Genomic DNA, 21,021 nt, shown 5'->3' with positions numbered 1-21,021 from the left:
TTAACCAATCAATTATCTTACTTAATTCATTGTATCTACTGCTGATTAACAGTTACATTGACCTGGAACACAATTACATTGACCTGGAACACAATTACATTGCACTTCGTCAACTGCATTCTTTTTTTTCATTTCTAATACTTCTTCTAATTCTTCTATGTCTCTAAAACTTAATGTTGATTTTGAAATTAAATCTGCAATTATTTTTCCAACGTCTTTACTACATATATTATTGAAAGTTTGTTCAAGCCTACTTTTAAGAAAATCACTTTCCTTTAAATCAGTTGAATAAATGTATTTATTGCCGTCCTTTTCTGTGTTTAATACACCTTTATCAACAAGTCTGCCAATAAGTGTTTTGGTCGTGGCCGGTTTCCAATTCTTTTTATTTTCTATAATATCTCTAATATCTTTACTCGTAGTTTTGTTTTGTGCCCAAACGACCCGCATCACTTCCCATTCGGAATCTGTGATATTTGAATCAATTGCTTTGGTCATATTTTCACCTCTAAATTTTTCAAGTATTTTTAAGATGTCTTTCATATTTCATACAGTAAAGAATTAAAATACCGACTATCCTTAAGTAAGGATTTGCCGGCATTTATTTTATTCTACTTCAAATCTATGAAGTAACTGTGCATTGATTGCAACGATGATTGTACTGAGACTCATCAAAATCGCACCTACAGCCGGACTGAGTATTATCCCCCAAGGCGCCAGCACCCCTGCTGCCAATGGGAGGGCAATCACGTTATATCCGGTTGCCCAGATCAGATTCTGTACCAATTTATTATATGTTTTTTTGGACAGGCTGAAAATTGCAAGAATATCTTTCGGATTACTGTCAATGAGAACGATGTCTGCACTATCCATCGCGATGTCTGTGCCTGCACCCACTGCGATACCAACATCTGCTTTAGTCAATGCCGGTGCGTCATTGATTCCGTCACCTGTCATTGCAACAACCAAACCACGTTCTTGGATTTCTGTCACTTTATCTGCTTTCTCATTGGGCATTACTTCAGCATAGACTTCATCAATCCCAATTTGTTCTGCGACATAATTTGCGACTTTTTGGTTATCTCCGGTCAACATTATAGCTTTAATATTTCTCTTATGCAGCTGTTCTATTGTCAGCTTAGAACTTTCCTTAATCTTATCTGCCAGTGCAATGGCACCTGCTAATTCTTCGTTTACCAAAAGAAAAACTACCGTCTTACCTTGTTCTGACCATTTATTAAAGTTCTTATCGTCAAAATCTATTTTTTGTTTACGTACATATCCCGGACTCACTACTTTGACTTGTTTATCATCAATCGTCCCTTCAATTCCTACACCAGTAATTGAATTGAAATTTGACATTTCAAGCAATTCAAGTTCTTTTAACTTGGCTTCATTGAGTATACCTCTCGCAATAGGGTGTTCCGATTCATTTTCTATTGTTGCTGCATAACTTAAAAGGATATTTTCGTCAATATTATTGAAAGTCTGTATATCTGTAACACCAAATTTACCCTCAGTCAAAGTACCCGTCTTATCGAAGATCACAGCGTTAATTTTACGAGCCTTTTCAAACTGTGGACGTTTTCGAATTAACAAACCGTGCTTTGCAGCAAGTGATGTAGATACTGAAATAACCAACGGTGCTGCCAGACCTAAAGCATGAGGACAAGCAATAACCAAAACTGTTACCAATCTTATGATAGCAGCATCTATAGTTGCTCCAATACTTATCCAAGCGATAAATGTGATAATACCGGCAGCTAAAGCGATATAGAATAACCATTTAGCTGCTTTATTAGTTACATCCTGAGTTTTCGATTTAGTACGTTGTGATTCTCTAACCATATCTATAACTTGTGTCAGATAAGATTCATTCATCAGTTTCTCTACTTCAATAGTGAGAGAACCTTCTCTGTTTATTGAACCTCCAATGACCTCGTCATCAACGGATTTTTCAACTGGAACAGATTCACCCGTTAACATTGATTCATCAACTTGCGACTTTCCTTTAACGATTTTACCATCCAGCGGCATTTTTTCTCCGGGTTTTACCAATAGTAAATCACCCGCTTTAATATCATCAATCTGAACTTCTTCTGTTTCACCATTTTCAGTGATACGGTTTGCCGTATCAGGCATTAATGATGCGAGGGATTCCAGGGCCTTGGAAGCATTGTTAATAGATCGCATTTCAATCCAATGTCCCAGAAGCATGATTAATACAAGAGTTGCCAACTCCCAGAACATTTCTTCCCCATTGAATCCAAAAACAACTGCCATACTATAGAGGTAAGCGACAGAAATCGCCATTGCTATTAATGTCATCATGCCTGGTTCTTTGTTTTTCAATTCATCGTAAGCGCCCTTAATGAATGGCCAACCCCCGTAGAAATAAACGAACGTGGCCAACGCTGCCACAATATAACTATCTTCAGTAAATTGCCAATCCACACCTATGAAATTTTGAATCATCGGAGATAGAAGTACAATTGGAATTGTGAATATCAGGATAATGAAGAATTTATTACGAAAATCTGTCACCATATGCGCATGATGATCGTGTCCGCTATGATTATGGGATTCGTGGCTCTCCTCATGGTTATGATGATTTTCTTCGTGCTCAGCATGATTATGATTACTTTCTTTATTCATTTTTTCCCTCCTATATCATAATAAGACTACAACTGTAATCGATTTATTAACTTAAGTTTACATCTGTAATCGTTTTTTGTCAAGCTGTTAATTTACTAAGTTTATTATAAAAAATATATGTGCAGAAACTATCCACTACATGTATTTAAAAACTAAGTAAAAATAAATTAACTGCTACTCTGAGATTTAACATTGAATTAAAAATGCAGATTCCACAACACTTAATAGCATTGGGTAATCTGCATTCAATAATATTATTTAAGCTGTAAATCTGTCAGACAGGTGCTGTCATTCTCAAAAGTTGAAAAATTAGATTCAACTTTTTTTCCATCATAATTAATTTCTAAAGAGTAATTTTTATCTCTTGGCAGCCAAAAATCCAAAAAACCATTCTTAAGGGTAGTCAACTTCTCATCAACGTGAACTTCTCCATCTTCATCTGTAATTTTTACATCCATCTCTTCATTCATCAGCTCTCCCTGACAACCTGTTAAGCTATGAAATTCACAAGGATGTGTATCTGAGATGTATGGTGCAATAGATACAAAAAATTCATCGTCTGGCAAATTATAGACATTCTCATCTCCATTATCTTTAACAATAAGTGTTTTATCATTTATAGATGCTGATTCTACTTTATTACTAGCGCTTAATTCCGAAACCATTTTTTTAATATTTGATTCGTTCGATGCTGAGTCATCACTACAACCTGTTAAAATAAAGATTACGCCCATCAAAACTGGCATTAAATATTTTTTCATTCAGATTCCTCCTTGATATTTAATTTTAACAATAATTTTTAAACAAATTTTATAATAATATGTCATTTCTATGAAAGTTATATAAACAAGTTATTTAATGTATTCATAATTAGAAGCCTTGAAAATCTCCGAAAGGATTGGTTTCTAACATTAGAAACCAATCCTTTTTAATATTAATCATATATCATTCAAACAATCATTTGACTATTTGTTTATGGTGGGATATATTATAATCATCAAACAAACAGTCATTTGAATAAGGAGGATAATTATGACAAAAGATATGTGTGAAGTTACCTGTATTCACGAAGATAAGGTAAACAGGGCTAAAAAAGACCTTGCTAAACAGAATCCTATGGATGTAGTGAAAGTTTTTAAGGCTCTATCAGATGATACAAGAGTTAAAATTGCTTATGTTTTGTCTTTAGAGGGAGAGTTATGTGTTTGTGATGTAGCTAATATCATTGAATCTTCAACGGCTACGGCATCCCATCATTTAAGATTATTGAAAAATTTAGGTATAGCAAAATACCGTAAAGAAGGAAAATTAGTCTATTATTCACTAGATGATGAGCATGTTAAACAGCTTGTAGAAAAAGCTTTCTTGCATCAAAGGGAGGTTGCTAGTATTGGATAGTTCAACAAAAACATTAACAGAAGATAAACAGGTTTACCGTGTGGAGGGTTTCTCGTGTGCGAATTGTGCTGGGAAGTTTGAAAAAAATGTAAAAGAACTACCAGGGGTGCATGATGCTAAAGTCAATTTCGGAGCTTCCAAAATTGATGTCTTTGGCAGTGCAACCGTTGAAGATCTGGAAAAGGCTGGTGCCTTCGAGAATCTTAAAGTGGCACCTGAGAAGGCTAGAAGACGGGTCGAACCAGTGGTAACAGAAGATAAAAATGTTTACCGTGTGGAGGGATTTTCTTGCGCAAACTGTGCTGGGAAGTTTGAAAAAAATGTAAAACAACTAGCTGGAGTTCAGGATGCAAAAGTGAACTTTGGCGCTTCCAAAATTGATGTATATGGAAATGCATCGGTTGAAGAGCTTGAAAAAGCAGGTGCTTTCGAGAATCTTAAGGTAATTCCTGAAAAACTGGCGAATCCATCGATACAAGCGGTCAAAGAAGACACTAAGGCTCCTAAAGCAGAGAAAATACCGTTTTATAAAAAACACAGTACATTGCTGTTTGCCACATTACTGATTGCTTTTGGTTACCTTTCTCAATTTGTAAATGGAGAAGATAACCTTGTAACTTCCATGTTATTTGTAAGTTCAATTGTAATTGGCGGATATTCACTATTTAAAGTTGGTTTTCAAAATTTGATACGCTTTGATTTCGACATGAAAACCCTGATGACCGTTGCAGTTATTGGAGCTGCCATCATTGGTGAATGGGCAGAGGCATCCATTGTTGTCATTCTCTTTGCAATCAGTGAAGCACTTGAACGTTTTTCTATGGATAGAGCAAGACAGTCCATTCGTTCATTGATGGATATTTCCCCAAAAGAAGCACTTGTTAGGCGGAATGGTCAGGAAATAATGATCCATGTGGACGATATCGCCGTGGGTGATATTATGATCGTCAAACCAGGGGAGAAAATTGCCATGGATGGGATCATTATAAATGGGGTGTCGGCTGTCAACCAGGCTGCTATAACAGGAGAATCTGTCCCTGTTGCCAAAACGGTAGATGATGAAGTATTTGCAGGTACGCTTAACGAAGAGGGACTACTTGAAGTAAAAATCACCAAATACGTAGAGGATACAACCATCTCCAAGATTATTCATCTGGTTGAGGAAGCACAAGGGGAGCGCGCTCCAGCGCAAGCATTCGTAGATAAATTTGCGAAATATTATACGCCGATCATTATGGTTATTGCGGCGCTCGTTGCAGTCGTTCCACCTTTATTCTTTGGTGGAAGTTGGGATACTTGGGTTTATCAAGGATTAGCGGTACTTGTAGTTGGATGTCCGTGTGCATTAGTTATTTCTACTCCAATCTCGATTGTCTCGGCAATTGGAAATGCAGCTAAAAAAGGTGTGTTGATTAAAGGCGGTGTCTATCTAGAGGAATTAGGAGCCATTAAGGCAATCGCATTTGATAAAACAGGAACACTGACAAAAGGTGTACCAGTGGTAACAGATTTTAAAGTGTTAAATGATCAAATGGAAGAAAAAGAGCTGTTTTCCATTATTACAGCTTTAGAATATCGATCACAACATCCACTTGCTTCAGCAATAATGAAGAAAGCAGAGCAAGATAATATTACTTATTCCGATGTTAGAGTGGAGGACTTCACTTCTATTACAGGTCGGGGCATTCAAGGGAATATAGATGGAACAACCTATTACATTGGCAGTCCAAGACTTTTTAAAGAATTAAATGTTTCCGATTTTAGCCTTGAGTTTGAAAATAAAGTGAAAGTTTTACAAAACCAAGGGAAAACGGCCATGATTATTGGAACGGACCAAACAATCCTCGGCGTGATTGCTGTAGCAGATGAGGTCCGCGAAACAAGTAAAAATGTGATTCAAAAACTTCATCAGTTAGGAATCAAGCAAACAATTATGCTGACAGGTGATAATCAAGGTACCGCAGAAGCAATCGGTGCTCATGTAGGCGTTTCTGATATTCAGTCCGAATTGATGCCACAGGATAAGTTGGACTATATTAAAAAAATGAAAGCCGAGCATGGTAATGTAGCTATGATTGGCGATGGCGTCAATGATGCTCCTGCACTTGCTGCATCCACTGTTGGCATTGCAATGGGCGGTGCTGGAACAGATACTGCCATCGAGACAGCTGATATTGCATTAATGGGAGATGATTTAAGTAAGCTTCCATTTGCAGTAAGACTTAGCAGGAAAACGCTAAATATCATCAAAGCGAACATCACGTTTGCCATCGGAATTAAGATAATTGCCTTACTATTGGTTATTCCAGGCTGGCTAACCCTTTGGATTGCGATTCTTTCCGATATGGGAGCCACTATTTTGGTAGCATTAAATAGTTTGCGACTGATGAGAGTGAAGGATAAATAGGTACTATATGTGTGCAATTTACGGAAGGACTTTTCATTTTGAAGAAAAGTCCTATCCCTAAAATATTGGAGATGATAAAATGATCGCGACGATACTGACGGCTACTGCGGTATATGTAGCAACAGGAATTGATTATCTCGTCATATTAATTCTTTTGTTTTCGCAAATAAAAAAAGGTCAGGTAAAACATATTTGGATAGGACAATATATAGGGACTGCAATTGTGATAGGAGCAAGTCTTTTAATTGCACAGGGGGTTGTAAATTTAATTCCTCAGCAATGGGTTATCGGACTACTTGGACTTTTACCACTTTACCTAGGCGTGAAAATATGGATTAAAGGAGAAGAGGATGAAGATGAAAGTAGCATTTTATCCTTATTCTCCTCTGGAAAATTTAATCAGTTATTTTTGACGATGACTTTCATCGTATTGGCTTCCAGTGCGGATGACTTTTCCATTTATATACCGTACTTCACGACCTTAAGTATGTCTGAAATCTTTATTGTCACTATTGTCTTTCTAATTATGGTTGGAGTTTTGTGCTATGTCAGTTACAGTCTAGCTTCCTTCGATTTTATATCGGAAACAATTGAGAAATATGAACGTTGGATTGTACCAATTGTATTCATTGGGCTAGGTATTTATATATTGTTTGAAAATGGAACATTCAATGCTCTGATTTCATTTCTTCTTTGAAGTGGCGAATCCAAACCATAAAGTAAAGTATAAAGAGGTTATCCTATTGATTGGGATAACCTTTTTATATTTAACTAATTATCATTTACGTTAAACACATGTACTTAAAGTAAGAACATTGATTTAAACCATTTTTTTCATAATTTGCTCTTGATAAGATCCTCAACCATCATATGAAGATATCGAAGCTAAGAAGCGTCTTTATGAAGTGGGTAAATTGATTGGAATAGATGTCCTCGATCATATATCTTTACAGATGATTCATTCATTTCACTAAAAGAAAGTGGTCATCTCTAAAGGTTAGATATTATGTGTCTGACCTTTATTTTTTTATTAACGATTTGTCACCTTCGCATAGAAACAACCGAAATATTCATCGTCCCATATCTGTAAAAACAATACAGAATTTTTCCATCCATGACAAACGGTGTCTAATCGATTTTATAAAATAAAGGTACAGCGATAAGGGGTGGATTCATGAACAAAGCACAACGTCTTCTAACAATATATACTCGCCTCCTTAACAATCAAGGAGTTAACAAAATGAACCTAGCCGACGAGTTAGAAGTCGATGAAAGGACAATACAACGCGATATTGACGATATTAGAAACTACCTATTTGATAATGATGAATATCAGCAGAGAATGGAAGTTACGTATCAACATAAGACAAATGAGTACCGATTAATAAGGCATAATACATTACTGGATAGTAATATCTTATCAATACTCATTATGCATCTCAAAAACCATTCTTCTGTAATAAGTCGTGATATGTACGAACTATTAAAATCAATTATTTACAAGTTCTATAGTCATGATACAAAGCATCTTTTAGAACAGATAAACATGTTTCACGTAGTAGACGAAGAAAAAAACACTCTGACAGTGTTATCTATTTTACAAGAAGCAATACACCAACAGAACACAATCAAATTCAAATATCATGGAGAAGAAATTGTAGGAAATCCCGTACAGATTACAAGTACTCACAATCAATATAAGTTGTGGTTAAAGAAGAACAATCGACAATTTCGTATAAAAAATATTAAAAGTTTGCAAACAACAGATGCTGAAATATCAAATCCGGAAAAAGTAATGCAGTTCCACTTGTATCCGTTTCATATATGTAGACTTTAGCTTTATTATTCTTGAATCGTCTACACTTAATTGGACAACTCCCCTGAGGGGATGTATTGTTAAATTAAGAAAGTAGGCGATTCATCTAGTTGTATGTCAGTATTAAAATCGCGATATCCTTTTAGAATTTCCATACATAAAATATAACCCACATTATATTTTCCTAACTTGAAATGCAAGGGATGGACTAACTTTTCGATAGGAGAAGATCCTGTCTTATCACGCGAATATACTACTTTCCCAAACTCATCAATAACTACTGCAACATCTTTATTGTTTTTCCTATAGGAACTTATAATAATTTTATTATTTTCATTAGCTAGTTTTTGTACATCCATTAATTTATCGCTATTTGAAATATATCCTTCTGGAAATAAAAAATATCTACTTCAGGATGAGTAGTAATAGCATCTCTCAATTGGGTTATTTCTTCTTCTTGTCTTGGTTGTGCAATTAGTATCTTCATATAACACTCTTTCTTAGATTTATTATTAGTTCTGTATACATAATTTTTTCACATAACCTCTACACTCATAAATTCTGTCTACTACCGTTTCATCAATTTGCTTTCTATCTGTTACATGTCCAAATGTAAAAATCGGGTGAAAATGAGGATTGCTAGTCTTTATATCTCCACTTGTAAATACATGAAAATATGAGTTGAATTGAGAAAATCCATTTTTTATATACCATTGATTGCTTGAATCGTCTTCTCTAGTCCATGCTTCTAAATAATCTATACCTTCTAATTTCAATCTTTCTTCAGCAACCTCTAATAATTTTTGGCCAATACCTTTTGATTGATGATCAGGATGAACTGCGATTGTCTCTATCATTGCACCTTTTTGATGCTTATCATAGCTACAATAAGCATTTTTAATTTCGATATCGAGCAATCCAATCACTTGATTGTTTCCTACACAAATTAATTCAATACCATCGATTTTAGGTTTTGTTTGAAGAACATCATCAAAATACTGCGTGTAAAGAAATGATAAGGTTCTACATCGAATCCATGAATCTTCATATTTTGATGAATAATCTAAAATTTTCATAAAATTACCCCTTTTTTATTCCTTACTTCCTATAGTATAGTAACGCACCGATACACATAAAGTATGCATTGCTGTAAGGTAGAAAATCACTTTTTGTAAAAGTAATCTCTTCCTCGCTAATAACTTTATATCCTTTGCAATTCTCGGCGTTGTTTATACAAAAATTATAGAAATCTTCCAAGTTTATCTTTAATAAATATTCTACTTCTGTATCATGCTGAATACTACTTACATCTTCTTCTGACACTTCTAGAGTATATATATTTATAAACTCTCTATCGATCATATCACCTGAAGTCATCTCCTCAGGAAGCGTACATAAAAAGCTTAAACTTTCAAAGCCTACTTGAAGCCCCATCTCTTCTTCAATCTCACGCGTTCCATTATCGACTGTTTCATTATTTAATAAGTGTCCTCCAACTGTTACATCAATCATGCCTTTATAATCTTTAACATTAGAACTTCTTTTTTGAAGAAATATATTGTCATCTTGTGTAAATATACATTGAAACGTTTCGTGCCATTCCCCTTGTTGATGTATTTTCTGTCTACTATCTACACCTTTTAATTTTCTATTTTTATAATAAACATTTAATAACTCACTCATTCATATCTTCCTTTATCTCGAACTGGTATTATTCATAAATTATTTTATTACTAAATAAATTAATCTATAATCTATTAGATTATAATAATAATCACTTCTCAAATTTTGAGAAGTGATTGTCTTTATTTATATTTTTATCTGTTCATCAATAATTGCATCATCAATGACTTCTATTGTATTTGTATATTCAACTTTTTCTATTACACAACCTTTACCAATGATAATATTCTTTCCTCTCACTACATCGCATAACACATTTTCTAAACGAATTTCATCGCCTTCTATTAAATTACAAGACAGCTTTCCACTTTTATTTTCTGTAAACAATGATGCAAATAAACCTTTATTATCAGTTGTCTTTCCATCTAGTATAGTGATTTCTTTTCCACCAATTTCTTGTGCTGAACAATTATTCCCAAGCGTAATATTAATCGTTTCAGCATTTATCAAACCATCACTTTCAATTTTTCCACTACATTCAAAATGATCAACTTCGATATCACCTTCAACTGTTAAATAACCAGATACTTTTAATCGTTCACCCGTAATATTTCCTTCAACATCTAACATACCAGATACATGGACGTCTTTACCTTCTATACTTCCCTCAACATTAGCCTTACCGCTTGTTTTCATAGTATCAGCTTTTAATGAACCTTCGATGCTAGTCATTCCTGATACTTTGAAATCTCTAACTGAAATATCACCCTCAGCATCCATTTTTCCACTTACTTTAATTAAATCAGCTTTAATATCACCAGTTACTGATCCCAAACCTGTAACTTTAATTTCGCCATACTCTCCAGCAGTTATCGTTGTCATTGCATTAATATTTAAATTCGTTGTCATTATGATTACCTCTTTTCAATTTTTGTTTTACAGCTAATTGAATTTTTGTATCATCTAATTCATAAATAATCTTTGCATTTTCACTTATATTTACTATCTCTTTTGCGCAAACAAGAATGAACACTCCCATTGCTCGCACAAAATAATAATTTACATCTTTCACTTCACTGTGGTGATATGTTTGTGCACTTTCTAATACTTCTTCTTTGGAAAAATATCCTGAATTTAAGGTAAGTTCTATAAACATCAGTGTCATAACTTCATTATGCGAAACATTGTTACGTTTGTTAAAGATTGATTCTGCAATTTCCCAATAAGGCTCTGCAAACAAACTACTACTATAGTCTTCTTGGTCAATTAGTTCATAATCCTCTTCAAACATTCTATACAAATCATCTAAAGAATGATCATCTTTTAATGTTTTTATCATTTCTATACGCTCAATCATCTTATTTCTAGGAAAAAATGCTTCTTGACCTGTATAAGTAGACTTTCTTATAAACCAATCTTCAGGAATCAACTTTTTTCTTTTCCAACGATATAACTGACCGTAGCTAATATCACATACTTGTAGCAACTCTTTTTTAGATATTAAATCCTCCATATCATCACCTCGAAAACAGTGTAACATAACATTGTTATGTTAGTAAAGTGATTAAAGTTACAAAATTTATTTATTTACCCTCTTGATCGCTCACGACAAAATTAGATGAATAACCTATCCTTGAAAATTAAAAACCTCATAATCTTTTCAATTGTGAAAAGATCATGAGGTTTATTCAAATATCTATTATAGTAACTGAAATAGAAATATACTGATAAGCACTAGAATACCAAATGCTGCTGTAAAACATGTCACGATTATTATTTTTTCCCTTTTAAATTTCTTCTCATCTCTTGGTGTATGTCGTATTACTTCACCGTTTTCCATATAATCTAATATCTCTTTATATGTTTGAACATCATACTTCTTCTTCAATCGCTCAATCTTATTGGCAAAATAAAATGAAATCATCCACAAAAGTAGCGGAACAAGAAAACCAAACCACCCATCACTAAATTTAAAAGCAGCACCAAAAGATACAGCACTTAATAATGTAAAAAGCATCATTAAATTTCCATACCTACCCATATTACTGTGATCCACTGCATTTCTCATCATCTTAACATCTCCTTTAACAAGTTGGTCTAAAGAAACGTTAAACAAAGAAGCAAGCTCAATCAAATTATGTAAATCCGGATAACTTCTTTCATTCTCCCAATTCGATATGGTCTGACTTGAAACAAATATCTTTTCTGCTAATTCTGCTTGAGATAAATCGTTCTCTTTTCTGTAATATCTAATTTGATTGCCTACATCCATGTTCAACAGCTCCTTCTTCCCACTAACCATAACTTGATTAAAGATTTCGTGCTATCTAATATCTTTATAATACAACAGAATAAGGGCTATAAAATGTTTTATAGTCATTATTTCCTAGGAAATATAATGACTAACTAGCTATCTGTATATAAATAATTCTTCTTTACTCTAACGTCACGTCATACCTTACGATAGAATCATGGAGGTGATGACATGAAATTTTATCAAATGCCATTGTTTAATAAATTATTGGTGAGAGATATTGAAAAAGCTGAGAAGTGGTATAAACATACTTTAGGATTTAGAAGTGTTTTCAAGTTTCGCAATGAAGATAATGAAGTGATAATGAATCATTTAAGAAAAGAAAAATATCAGGACATCATGCTGATTTTGTCTAATGACTTTACTATTGGAAATGGTTGTTTCATTAATGTTCTTGTTGATGATATCGAAACAATTGCTAATTCGATATCTGAGAAGTATGTAATTACACCTTTAGAACAAATGCCGTGGAATGCAGTGGAAATGACAATTGTAGATCCAGAAGGTTATCAAATAACATTAACGGAATCGAATATTAATGAAGAGGATTTTGAGAAGTTAATGAATAATGTTTCTAAAAACTATTAAAATAAACAGTAGCGATTAAAATTTTAAATCGCTACTGTTCTATATATTACATATCAAACTTATATTCACCCATCTTATAAAAATGTTCAGTCTGCCATTTCTGACTAACCATTGCAGTTTTATTCAAATCTTTGACCCATGGCGGATAGACTCTAAAAGCCATTTTTCCCTTTGATTTTTCCGACTGAATAATACCTTTTTCAATTAAGACGCTGACAGGAAAAACAAACTGTCCCTCATTATTGTTATCTAGAATATTAACTACGAGGTAATCGCCTATATCATTTTTATTGAATGATGTATTTTTATGATTTTCATCTTTCTTCCATATTGCAACGAAATATCCCGGTTTCTTAGGTGTTTTCTTAGCTAATCTACTTATAAAATTAAAATTCCCACTTGAAATATGTAAACCTTCATACTCCTTATTCCAATCTTCTTTTTCTACAATTATTTCTCTATCTTCGAATATTTTGTTCCATATTTTAAAAGAATGCATTATGAGTACACCTCTAACAGTCTTGCAGTAAATTTTATTTTATTATACGATCTCTTTGAATTCAATATCATGATATGCATTTGTCCAGTGAAACGGTTGTAACTCTCTTAATGACTTATATTCTAAATTATCACTGTCATTAGTAACAGCCACCTTAACATTGTTCCCCCAATAAAGTAATCTTTCTTGGCATGTACCGCATGGTGTTAACACTTTAAATTCACTATTTTCGTCATCTCTTACTACACAAATACTATGTGTAATAATATCATCAAATTTATGAGCTTCTAAAATCGCTCCTGTTTCAATACATAGTTCTGTTGAAGCATTAATTACCTCGGGAGCAACTGAAATATAAATTTCACCTTTCTTGGAATACATCGCTGCAGCACCTCCCCATCCTTTAGGGAAACGTTTAATAATAAAAGATTTAGCTTCATCAAATAACTTTTGTTCGATACTCATTTTAATGCTCTCCTTTTCTTTGGATGCTGTTTGAACGATATGTTGTAACCCGTTCTTTTCAAATATTTTATGTTTCTTCATACCTATTTTTGCAGCTACCTTTTGAGAAGGTAGATTATCTATAGTTGAATATGAATATATTTGTTCAAATCCTAAAAAATCAAAAGCATAGTCCATACATGCTTTCGCCGCTTCTGAGGCATAACCTTTGTTATAGACCACAATTATATGTAGCATAATTTTCGATATTCCACTTAATCCATTCTTCAACCTCATGCTCATTAAACGGATGATCATAGTATTGCATAGATATAGGATCAGAGAGGACTTTAGCTAAATTTTCTTTGTCATCTTCTCTTAACTCACGTAGGATTAAACGGTCTGTTTCTAAAATATCCAAATAAATCACACTCCCTAAAAAGTCTGTTTTGTATTGCTAGTTCGCATCTCTATATTCTATTATCTTTTTTGACTATTAAATTAGTTGCTAAATATTGTTTTACGAATTTACCTTATTCATTAGTTTATTATGTCATCAGTTTTAATAGAAAAGTTATACATGTAATCATACTTTCAATGAAAAACTCCCTACTGACTTTTAAATACATTAATTGACAATAGGGAGTTTATTCAATTAATTATTTATTTCGAGATTTTATGACTTAATATAATTTAATATCCCAATGATCTCCATCCTCATTCAGCTCATAAAAAAATTCTGATAGCTCTGGATTGATAAATATTTCGTACATTTCCATAAAGTCATTACTTACTTTATAATGTTTTAATTCATCCTTTTTTATCCAGAATACCTCTCCTTCTGGTGACGATTGCAACTCACCTGTAAAGTCAGTTGTTTTATAGAGTAGGACGATATATCTCTCATCTGATTCAGTTATAAATTGTTTTATACCACATAGTTTAGGATTTCGAACAGTTAATCCTGTTTCCTCCAGAACTTCACGAATGACCGAATCATGAAAGGATTCACCCACTTCAACATGCCCTCCAGGAAATGTTACACCTGGCCACGCTTTACCTTGTCGATCCTGAACTAATATATAATCATCAGGTCATTCTATCATGCACATATTCGTAATAATTGTCATCTTTGCTCTACTCATCATATGCCCTCATCTCAGTCCTATTTAATTCGATTATAACATTTCTTATAATAATTATTAGCGCATCTCTCAAGACTGCGGTATTTCCTAGATATTAACCGCATCATTTATGGTAAACTTCAGTAGATTGGTTAATAGTGAGATTTATTTATATAAACAAAAAAGACATGTCAAATCGACATGTCTTTCGCCTCTATCCGCGTGGTTAGACGCAGCAAGGTAGGTCTTCCCTTATTCCTTATATTCAATAATAATTGAAAAGTCACCTATTCGCAAGTATTTATTTCAATATAGTGATTAATTACCTTACTAATACTATCAATATATTTTATTATATAATTATAACTATCATAATAATCTCTGTTTAATGATAACCTTTGTAGTAGTCTTTGAAGATTACTAGAAGCTCTATTTTTTATAGATTGATTGCAATACTTATTATGAATCATCAACAATGTTGCAATATCAATAAATGGTTTAGACTGCTTAAAATGTACCTCAATGTTATGCAAACTGAAATAACTATTTAATTCTGCCGTTACATTCGTATCATCAAATAATGGGACATTAATTACAGAATTATGTGCACAACTATTTCTTATATTCCTCACTAACACTAACTGATTACTAGCCAACTTAAATATTCTATTTTTAGAAGTTTCATAATAAAAAGTTACAAATTTTTCAAAATGATAAAAACTCATAATTTCAAAAGCAACCCAATATGGCGTATTCTGATAAAACTTTTCCCATTCTGGATAAACTTCGTTTTTATTCATTTTATATTTAAAAATATCTCTCTTAGTAATATTTGTTTTATCTATAAATTGATCAATTATATTATATCCATCTTCATTTGGTATCATACTTAAATATTTGTTTAATAATACTTTTAAAGAATGCTCTATATCTAATGTTAGTTGTAGTAATGTATATCTCATTTCCATATCAATGGATGCTAAGTCCGATAAGCAAGCAAATTCTACATTATAGCTGCCATCTATATTTTTCATAAAACTTTTCCGAAAATAGAATAGTTTAAAAAGATAAGTTTTATCTAGTAGAATGTTTTGTGCATCTTCTTCGTTAATAATATTGAAATATATTCCTTTGTCCTTTAACTTCTGGATTTGTGCCACGATAGTTAGCTTGTTTTTCATTAATCATCACCTAATGAATTTTTTATTAAATTCATTATAATATAAATAAACGAACATATGTTCTATTTATGATAACTTTCAGCGTATCGGTTAAGAGTGCGGTTTTAAGTCTACTTTAGTACATGTTCTATGAAATCCGTTAAATATGTTTCGGCAAAGGCTGCAATGATAAATAAAGGTAATGCAATAAATACATAAACTCTGATCAAGTTATACATAGCTTCTAAAATAGATAGTCCATATCTCTTTTCTTTTCTGAAAAAATTACTTACCTTTCTAACGATTGATTTGTTCAATGTCCATAGTCCGCTTGCAACAAAACAAAATGCTAGAATTTCTATCAATGTATGTGGTGTAGACGATAATACTAATATCCATCCAAAATCAGGAACCACATGAATGGCAAAACCAAATATAATTCCAGTAATGATTGTAGTAGATATTACATTTAAAAAATAAAGAAATGGAATAGGTATTAGAGATAGAATAAACATTTGCAACGGTACAGTAAACCCATTATTTACCACATACATCCATACTTTATCAAGTCCTTTTAATTCTGCAGAATTTGAAGGTAACTTACTGGCTATGTCTTTAAATATTTCTTCTGATGGATAAAATACTAGTGAAATAATAAAAGTTACAATGGCCACTAACATCATAATGCCATAAATAATAAAGGCTCTCTTAATACAACTTACTTCTAGATTTTTCATATACTACTCCTTTTAAAAGATTTTAGATATCTTTTGACTTCATTTTTTGAATTTCATTTTTATATCTTTCTTTCCTCTTTTGAAGACCAAAGTAATAGTCAGCAAGTAGGATAAGATTTCCTATTATTGCTCTATACCATAAGTATTCAATATCTTGGTGTACGAATTTAAAATTATAGATTACATATAAGTTAAAAATTACTGGTATAACCAAACCTAGCAATTTGTTATCACGTGAAGCTAAATAGCGTTGCAATCCAAATAAAACTAAAATTAAGAAAATCAATTCAACAATATTAAACATATGTTACCTCCATAATTTGTATTATGACATTAGCTTACAACAATTTTTAATAAAGTTAAAGTATTTTTTAATTTTATTAAAAATATTGTTGTTTAATTATTGATTTTTATTAATATAAGCTTTAGAATGAATTTAAAGATTGGGGGAGCAAGATGGAAAGAAATGAATTACCAGACTGGTTATTAAAATTAGATAAAGAAGATATTGAATTTATGAAGAACTTTGTTTTAGAATCAGGTTCATTAAAAAGCATCGCCAAAATGTATGATGTTTCATATCCAACTGTAAGGATTAGACTTAATGCTTTGATCCAAAAAATAGAATTAGCTTCACAAGAAGAAAACTCAGGACTCGTAAACTATGTGAAATCTTTGGCTATTGATGAAAAAATAAGTTTAGAAGAGGCTAAGAAAATCATTAATCTATATAACAGTGAAAAGGAGCAATAAAATGACACAACATATTATAAATGCTTTAATATTTGCAGCTATATTAGCTTCACAATTTTTTTTATCCAGAACAAAGTATAAATTTCTAGGTCTAGTCGTACCTATTTTATGCACATTATATGCGGCTTATCTATATATCAATGAAGTTTGGCCTTTATGGGCTTTAGGAGTATTATTATTAATTGCGTATGCATTATTATATTTAGAATATGAAAGTGCACAGAAAGACTACAGCAAAAAAAGAACTTCTGAGTTAAGTAAAATGAGAAGTCAAGATTTATAAGTCCATCTTTGCACTAAAATCCAAAAATATCATATGGTATGGAGTGAATTGATATGTGTTTAGATAATTTAGATCATTTACATGTTGGATTTTATGATAATGGCTATGATATTGAAGCAACAATTTATCAAAAAAATAATGTATCTATTTTTTATTTAGATGACGAACAAGACATAGACTATGATCAACTTAAAAAGTATGAACATATTAAAAACCTTGGTTATAAAATTTTAGAAGTTAATAAAGAAAACTTAGAATATGATGAAGCCTATAATTATTTTAAAAAATGGTTAAATGACAATAGAATTATAAACAAATAAAAAATTATTTAGTTTCTCACTAAAAATAAAAAAGTAGCGACTGATTTGATTCAGTGCTACTTTTATTCGTTACTGCTACCAACTTCAACAATAAAATTAATTGCTAATAACTATATCTCCATTAAAAGAGCTCATCCACTAAAATATAATATTTAACCTTTTGCATATCTAATTGAAATCCTAAGAGCAATTCGAGTTTACTCTTGATAACTTCTTCACTACTCTGATTATCATAAAAATAGTTCCTATAGCAAAGTGCTATATCTCGATAAGGATCACCAAGACCACCTCGTCCCAAATCAATATAACCTGAAATATTACCATCTTTAATCAAAATATTTGGCGTACATAAATCACCGTGCGTGTAGCTTATTTCTTCTTCTGGTTGATTATCTTTTAAAAAAATCAGACATTTAATTAGATTTGATTTTTTCTCATTAATATTTTATTACTCATCATTAAAACACAACATATGATTAAATAAACTAAATATACTAATAAATATAATATGGTAGTGTAGTTGAGGATACTTACTATAAGAAAATACCAAATCAAGCTATAATTTGGATCTTGTATTAATAAAGTTATTAATGCTATAAATCTAGAGAGTACAACAAAACCAATAGACATAAAAAGATACATGAAAGTTAGGCGTAAAGGATGAATATTTTTTTTATAAACTTTGTATATCCCTGTTATTAAAGGGATACTATAAATCAAATTTTCAAATAGTGATAAGATGATATAAAGTATATTTCCATGTCTATGATATAAATACGACCAATCTAAATTTTTCTTTAGTAGAAATATTATAATTATTCCTACTACACAAGCTATATTTATCCATAATCCCTTTGATTTTTTATTTAACATTCGGATCATACTTTATTTGTCCCTCCATATATAAATCATCCATTACGGCTGCAAATTTCTGTGCATTATAACTCGACATACCTTTATTCTCTACATTCTTCACACTTATACCTAACATCATATTGGGATTATTTTGATCATATCCAACAAACCAACCGATTTGAGCTCCTAACCCCTCTTCTCTAGAAGTTTTCAATTCTGCAGTGCCAGTTTTTCCAGCAAACTGTGCATAATTTCTTTCTGTATCCAATCTATGTGTCCCAGTAACTACTTTTCTCATGCTTCTTGTTAATATATCTAGGTCATCTTTTGAAATAATATGATTTTTCCAAATGTCTTCTTTTGTTGTTTCAAATAATTTAGGTTTCATCATTTTACCTTCATTAATTAAAGCACTATAAATAGATAATATTTGTACTGGACTTATAAGTATTTCTCCCTGGCCATATCCTGAATCAGCTAGTAATATTTCATTTTTAAAATTATTTTTTAAACTTTCTGGATTTGCAATTTGTCCTTTTTGAAAATAATAATCAGAAGGAATATTTTTCCCAATATCTAAAGCTTTCATGCCCTTAATAAATTTTTCGGAACCCATATCGAGGGTAGCTCTTGCAAAAAATATATTATCAGAATGTGCTATCGCTTTTCCTAAATCAATATCTCCATTAACTTCCTCAAACCTTGTAACTTCATATCCTCCCCATGAAGAATTTCTCTGCCATCCCTTAGTTACTATGTTGTAGCTAGTTGATGCGTCTATAGTCCCATTATTCAATCCTATGATAGATGTTATTAATTTCTGAGTAGATCCTGGGGAAGAGGTTGTCTGAAATTTATTTAACAGGGGCTCTTTCTTATCATTAACTATCTTTTTGTAGTTTTCGTCGGAAATGCCGAACATAAACTCATAGGGGTCATATGCAGGATAACTAACTAAAGCTAATAATTCACCAGTTTTAGGATTCATGGCTACTCCTGAACCATTATCTTCTTTTAAATGACCATATATACTTCTTTGTACTTTGCTATCAATTGTTAATATAATGTCCTGTCCATTTTTTGGTTTCTTTTCTAACAATACATCTTCATCATTATTTAATGCATCATCACTAGTTATGATAACTTTGTAACCATCTTCATTTTGCAATTGTTTATCATATTGTAGTTCGATACCACTTTTTCCTACGATTGAGTGTTCATCATAATCCTTAAACTTTTTATTCTTTAATTCTTCAGCATTAATTTCTCCAACATACCCTAAAAGATGTACTGTTGCTTCTCTTAATGGATAAACCCTACCTTTTGTTTGATTAACCGTCAAATGATATTTTTGGATACCCAATTTAAGTTCATCATCCAATTCTATGTACGATTTTAAAGGTACAAAAACACCTTCTTTTACCCATGTTTGTTTTAATTTTTTATTTAGTGTCGATTCACTTATTGATAACAATTTTGAAATATTTTTCTTATTTTTTTTATTTAAATTTTTAATATCTATTCCAACTTCGTAATGAATTCCGTCTTTCGCTAAATCAATCCCGTTTCTGTCTAGTATTTTTCCTCTGAAAGATTCCAAGGTTTCTATACTGATTTGATTTCTATCAGTCAATCCCGGTATTATAACCTCAGGTGACCAATCCAAAAGCCATTTTTTTGTTATTTCATCCTTTTCAAAAGAATAGTTTCCTTCTCTAGAAAAATTACCAAATTTAGTTCTAAAATTTAATTTCGCACTATATTGACGTTGATTTTTTTTCTTTTGCACGAGTCGTACATTACTAACTTTCACTTCTTTAATACCAAGAGAAGCATCAATCTTATCCATTCTTTTATATCTCTGATCTTTGTCGTAAAGACTTTTAGATAAGAATGTCGCGTGCTCATTCAGATAATCCGAATCCCTTAATTCAATAGCATCAAATATTTTATCAACTTCATCTTTTTTCACAAAATTATATGCTATTAAAAGGAAAATACATGTAATTAAAATTGCTAAAGCTTTATTTTTCATAACAACCTCC

At 31.8% G+C, this 21,021-nt stretch carries 28 protein-coding genes; 9 read left to right on the top strand and 19 right to left on the bottom strand.

Going from position 1 to position 21,021, the window contains the following annotated elements; genetic code table 11:
* Positions 1-45: 45 nt before the first annotated feature.
* From BFS35_RS05620 to BFS35_RS05610, 3 genes are all read right to left on the bottom strand, one after another.
* Positions 46-498, bottom strand: a complete 453-nt coding sequence (locus BFS35_RS05620) for a CopY/TcrY family copper transport repressor (protein WP_099579504.1) — start codon at positions 496-498, stop codon at positions 46-48.
* A 108-nt stretch (positions 499-606) separates the two neighbouring features.
* A complete protein-coding gene (locus BFS35_RS05615; protein ID WP_099579506.1) occupies positions 607-2,655 on the bottom strand; it encodes a copper-translocating P-type ATPase in 2,049 nt (682 codons plus the stop codon).
* A gap of 254 nt (positions 2,656-2,909) precedes the next feature.
* Positions 2,910-3,416, bottom strand: coding sequence for a CueP family metal-binding protein (locus BFS35_RS05610; protein WP_099579508.1), 507 nt, complete (start codon positions 3,414-3,416; stop codon positions 2,910-2,912).
* Positions 3,417-3,687: 271 nt separating this feature from the next.
* On the opposite strand from BFS35_RS05610, the gene BFS35_RS05605 reads away from it, so the two are divergent.
* The 5 genes from BFS35_RS05605 (at position 3,688) to BFS35_RS05585 (ending at position 8,297) form a co-directional block, all read left to right on the top strand.
* The gene (locus BFS35_RS05605) at positions 3,688-4,053 is read left to right on the top strand and encodes an ArsR/SmtB family transcription factor (protein ID WP_099579510.1); all 366 of its coding nucleotides are present in this window, start codon (positions 3,688-3,690) and stop codon (positions 4,051-4,053) included.
* Positions 4,046-6,460 (top strand): cadmium-translocating P-type ATPase CadA, encoded by a 2,415-nt coding sequence (locus BFS35_RS05600; protein WP_099579512.1) that lies wholly within the window; start codon positions 4,046-4,048, stop codon positions 6,458-6,460. The genes BFS35_RS05605 and BFS35_RS05600 overlap by 8 nt, the downstream gene beginning before the upstream one ends.
* A 79-nt stretch (positions 6,461-6,539) precedes the next feature.
* Complete coding sequence (locus tag BFS35_RS05595; protein WP_099579514.1) at positions 6,540-7,157, top strand: CadD family cadmium resistance transporter; 618 nt, start codon at positions 6,540-6,542, stop codon at positions 7,155-7,157.
* A 181-nt stretch (positions 7,158-7,338) separates the two neighbouring features.
* A complete protein-coding gene (locus BFS35_RS05590) occupies positions 7,339-7,434 on the top strand; it encodes a hypothetical protein (protein ID WP_407943226.1) in 96 nt (31 codons plus the stop codon).
* Positions 7,435-7,634: 200 nt separating this feature from the next.
* Positions 7,635-8,297: a helix-turn-helix transcriptional regulator gene (locus BFS35_RS05585; protein WP_099579516.1), complete on the top strand. Its 663-nt coding sequence runs from the start codon at positions 7,635-7,637 to the stop codon at positions 8,295-8,297.
* 59 nt (positions 8,298-8,356) lie between these two features.
* Here the strand turns inward: BFS35_RS05585 and BFS35_RS05580 are convergent, their stop codons facing one another.
* The 7 genes from BFS35_RS05580 to BFS35_RS05555 form a co-directional block, all read right to left on the bottom strand.
* Positions 8,357-8,635, bottom strand: coding sequence for a hypothetical protein (locus BFS35_RS05580; RefSeq protein WP_099579518.1), 279 nt, complete (start codon positions 8,633-8,635; stop codon positions 8,357-8,359).
* A complete protein-coding gene (locus tag BFS35_RS14115; RefSeq protein WP_275068221.1) occupies positions 8,635-8,763 on the bottom strand; it encodes a hypothetical protein in 129 nt (42 codons plus the stop codon). Before BFS35_RS14115 ends, BFS35_RS05580 begins: the two co-directional genes overlap by 1 nt.
* A 25-nt stretch (positions 8,764-8,788) precedes the next feature.
* Positions 8,789-9,352: a GNAT family N-acetyltransferase gene (locus tag BFS35_RS05575; RefSeq protein WP_099579520.1), complete on the bottom strand. Its 564-nt coding sequence runs from the start codon at positions 9,350-9,352 to the stop codon at positions 8,789-8,791.
* A 22-nt stretch (positions 9,353-9,374) separates the two neighbouring features.
* Positions 9,375-9,959: an NUDIX hydrolase gene (locus BFS35_RS05570; RefSeq protein ID WP_099579522.1), complete on the bottom strand. Its 585-nt coding sequence runs from the start codon at positions 9,957-9,959 to the stop codon at positions 9,375-9,377.
* 126 nt (positions 9,960-10,085) lie between these two features.
* Complete coding sequence (locus tag BFS35_RS05565) at positions 10,086-10,808, bottom strand: polymer-forming cytoskeletal protein (RefSeq protein ID WP_099579524.1); 723 nt, start codon at positions 10,806-10,808, stop codon at positions 10,086-10,088.
* The gene (locus tag BFS35_RS05560; RefSeq protein WP_158554263.1) at positions 10,786-11,412 is read right to left on the bottom strand and encodes a DUF4004 family protein; all 627 of its coding nucleotides are present in this window, start codon (positions 11,410-11,412) and stop codon (positions 10,786-10,788) included. The genes BFS35_RS05565 and BFS35_RS05560 overlap by 23 nt, the downstream gene beginning before the upstream one ends.
* 186 nt (positions 11,413-11,598) lie before the next feature.
* The gene (locus BFS35_RS05555; RefSeq protein WP_099579527.1) at positions 11,599-12,171 is read right to left on the bottom strand and encodes a helix-turn-helix domain-containing protein; all 573 of its coding nucleotides are present in this window, start codon (positions 12,169-12,171) and stop codon (positions 11,599-11,601) included.
* Positions 12,172-12,384: 213 nt separating this feature from the next.
* Here BFS35_RS05555 and BFS35_RS05550 point away from each other — a divergent pair, with 213 nt between their 5' ends.
* Entirely contained in the window at positions 12,385-12,801 is a 417-nt protein-coding gene (locus tag BFS35_RS05550; RefSeq protein WP_099579529.1) for a VOC family protein, read from the top strand.
* A 46-nt stretch (positions 12,802-12,847) separates the two neighbouring features.
* Here the strand turns inward: BFS35_RS05550 and BFS35_RS05545 are convergent, their stop codons facing one another.
* The 7 genes from BFS35_RS05545 to BFS35_RS05515 form a co-directional block, all read right to left on the bottom strand.
* Positions 12,848-13,300 (bottom strand): MepB family protein, encoded by a 453-nt coding sequence (locus BFS35_RS05545; RefSeq protein WP_099579530.1) that lies wholly within the window; start codon positions 13,298-13,300, stop codon positions 12,848-12,850.
* A 42-nt stretch (positions 13,301-13,342) separates the two neighbouring features.
* Positions 13,343-13,765, bottom strand: coding sequence for a cytidine deaminase (locus tag BFS35_RS05540; protein WP_099579609.1), 423 nt, complete (start codon positions 13,763-13,765; stop codon positions 13,343-13,345).
* A gap of 211 nt (positions 13,766-13,976) precedes the next feature.
* Entirely contained in the window at positions 13,977-14,165 is a 189-nt protein-coding gene (locus tag BFS35_RS05535) for a GNAT family N-acetyltransferase (protein ID WP_331466710.1), read from the bottom strand.
* 262 nt (positions 14,166-14,427) lie between these two features.
* Positions 14,428-14,826: an 8-oxo-dGTP diphosphatase gene (locus BFS35_RS05530; protein ID WP_240628411.1), complete on the bottom strand. Its 399-nt coding sequence runs from the start codon at positions 14,824-14,826 to the stop codon at positions 14,428-14,430.
* Positions 14,827-15,155: 329 nt separating this feature from the next.
* Entirely contained in the window at positions 15,156-16,049 is an 894-nt protein-coding gene (locus tag BFS35_RS05525; protein ID WP_099579532.1) for an Abi family protein, read from the bottom strand.
* A 110-nt stretch (positions 16,050-16,159) separates the two neighbouring features.
* On the bottom strand, positions 16,160-16,765 hold the full coding sequence (locus tag BFS35_RS05520) for a stage II sporulation protein M (protein ID WP_099579534.1): 606 nt from the start codon (positions 16,763-16,765) through the stop codon (positions 16,160-16,162).
* Between the two features lie 22 nt (positions 16,766-16,787).
* Positions 16,788-17,069: a hypothetical protein gene (locus BFS35_RS05515; protein WP_099579536.1), complete on the bottom strand. Its 282-nt coding sequence runs from the start codon at positions 17,067-17,069 to the stop codon at positions 16,788-16,790.
* Between the two features lie 152 nt (positions 17,070-17,221).
* Here BFS35_RS05515 and BFS35_RS05510 point away from each other — a divergent pair, with 152 nt between their 5' ends.
* The 3 genes from BFS35_RS05510 to BFS35_RS05500 are packed head-to-tail and all read left to right on the top strand — an operon-like array spanning position 17,222 to position 18,121.
* Positions 17,222-17,518, top strand: coding sequence for a DUF2089 family protein (locus BFS35_RS05510; RefSeq protein ID WP_099579537.1), 297 nt, complete (start codon positions 17,222-17,224; stop codon positions 17,516-17,518).
* A gap of 1 nt (position 17,519) precedes the next feature.
* Entirely contained in the window at positions 17,520-17,801 is a 282-nt protein-coding gene (locus tag BFS35_RS05505) for a hypothetical protein (RefSeq protein WP_099579539.1), read from the top strand.
* Between the two features lie 53 nt (positions 17,802-17,854).
* A complete protein-coding gene (locus BFS35_RS05500) occupies positions 17,855-18,121 on the top strand; it encodes a DUF3986 family protein (protein ID WP_099579541.1) in 267 nt (88 codons plus the stop codon).
* 121 nt (positions 18,122-18,242) lie between these two features.
* Here BFS35_RS05500 and BFS35_RS14270 read toward each other — a convergent pair whose 3' ends face one another.
* Positions 18,243-18,527 (bottom strand): phosphotransferase, encoded by a 285-nt coding sequence (locus BFS35_RS14270; protein ID WP_407943225.1) that lies wholly within the window; start codon positions 18,525-18,527, stop codon positions 18,243-18,245.
* 456 nt (positions 18,528-18,983) lie between these two features.
* A complete protein-coding gene (mecB, locus tag BFS35_RS05485) occupies positions 18,984-21,011 on the bottom strand; it encodes a PBP2a family beta-lactam-resistant peptidoglycan transpeptidase MecB (protein WP_099579547.1) in 2,028 nt (675 codons plus the stop codon).
* Positions 21,012-21,021: the final 10 nt, after the last annotated feature.

Source organism: Macrococcoides goetzii, assembly GCF_002742385.2.
In the GTDB taxonomy this organism is placed as follows: domain Bacteria; phylum Bacillota; class Bacilli; order Staphylococcales; family Staphylococcaceae; genus Macrococcoides; species Macrococcoides goetzii.
This window is presented reverse-complemented; position numbering and strand designations above follow the sequence as displayed.

Coding starts and splice junctions, on each gene's coding strand:
- BFS35_RS05605 (WP_099579510.1), top strand. CDS start 3,688: ATGACAAAAGATATGTGTGAAGTTACCTGTATTCACGAAGATAAGGTA.
- BFS35_RS05565 (WP_099579524.1), bottom strand. CDS start 10,808: ATGACAACGAATTTAAATATTAATGCAATGACAACGATAACTGCTGGA.
- BFS35_RS05555 (WP_099579527.1), bottom strand. CDS start 12,171: ATGGATGTAGGCAATCAAATTAGATATTACAGAAAAGAGAACGATTTA.
- mecB (WP_099579547.1), bottom strand. CDS start 21,011: ATGAAAAATAAAGCTTTAGCAATTTTAATTACATGTATTTTCCTTTTA.
- BFS35_RS05525 (WP_099579532.1), bottom strand. CDS start 16,049: ATGAAAAACAAGCTAACTATCGTGGCACAAATCCAGAAGTTAAAGGAC.
- BFS35_RS05570 (WP_099579522.1), bottom strand. CDS start 9,959: ATGAGTGAGTTATTAAATGTTTATTATAAAAATAGAAAATTAAAAGGT.
- BFS35_RS05540 (WP_099579609.1), bottom strand. CDS start 13,765: ATGAGTATCGAACAAAAGTTATTTGATGAAGCTAAATCTTTTATTATT.
- BFS35_RS05615 (WP_099579506.1), bottom strand. CDS start 2,655: ATGAATAAAGAAAGTAATCATAATCATGCTGAGCACGAAGAAAATCAT.
- BFS35_RS05500 (WP_099579541.1), top strand. CDS start 17,855: ATGTGTTTAGATAATTTAGATCATTTACATGTTGGATTTTATGATAAT.
- BFS35_RS05545 (WP_099579530.1), bottom strand. CDS start 13,300: ATGCATTCTTTTAAAATATGGAACAAAATATTCGAAGATAGAGAAATA.
- BFS35_RS05595 (WP_099579514.1), top strand. CDS start 6,540: ATGATCGCGACGATACTGACGGCTACTGCGGTATATGTAGCAACAGGA.
- BFS35_RS05610 (WP_099579508.1), bottom strand. CDS start 3,416: ATGAAAAAATATTTAATGCCAGTTTTGATGGGCGTAATCTTTATTTTA.
- BFS35_RS05510 (WP_099579537.1), top strand. CDS start 17,222: ATGGAAAGAAATGAATTACCAGACTGGTTATTAAAATTAGATAAAGAA.
- BFS35_RS05575 (WP_099579520.1), bottom strand. CDS start 9,352: ATGAAAATTTTAGATTATTCATCAAAATATGAAGATTCATGGATTCGA.
- BFS35_RS05620 (WP_099579504.1), bottom strand. CDS start 498: ATGACCAAAGCAATTGATTCAAATATCACAGATTCCGAATGGGAAGTG.
- BFS35_RS05580 (WP_099579518.1), bottom strand. CDS start 8,635: ATGGATGTACAAAAACTAGCTAATGAAAATAATAAAATTATTATAAGT.
- BFS35_RS05550 (WP_099579529.1), top strand. CDS start 12,385: ATGAAATTTTATCAAATGCCATTGTTTAATAAATTATTGGTGAGAGAT.
- BFS35_RS05585 (WP_099579516.1), top strand. CDS start 7,635: ATGAACAAAGCACAACGTCTTCTAACAATATATACTCGCCTCCTTAAC.
- BFS35_RS05520 (WP_099579534.1), bottom strand. CDS start 16,765: ATGAAAAATCTAGAAGTAAGTTGTATTAAGAGAGCCTTTATTATTTAT.
- BFS35_RS05515 (WP_099579536.1), bottom strand. CDS start 17,069: ATGTTTAATATTGTTGAATTGATTTTCTTAATTTTAGTTTTATTTGGA.
- BFS35_RS05560 (WP_158554263.1), bottom strand. CDS start 11,412: ATGGAGGATTTAATATCTAAAAAAGAGTTGCTACAAGTATGTGATATT.
- BFS35_RS14115 (WP_275068221.1), bottom strand. CDS start 8,763: ATGAAGATACTAATTGCACAACCAAGACAAGAAGAAGAAATAACCCAA.
- BFS35_RS05505 (WP_099579539.1), top strand. CDS start 17,520: ATGACACAACATATTATAAATGCTTTAATATTTGCAGCTATATTAGCT.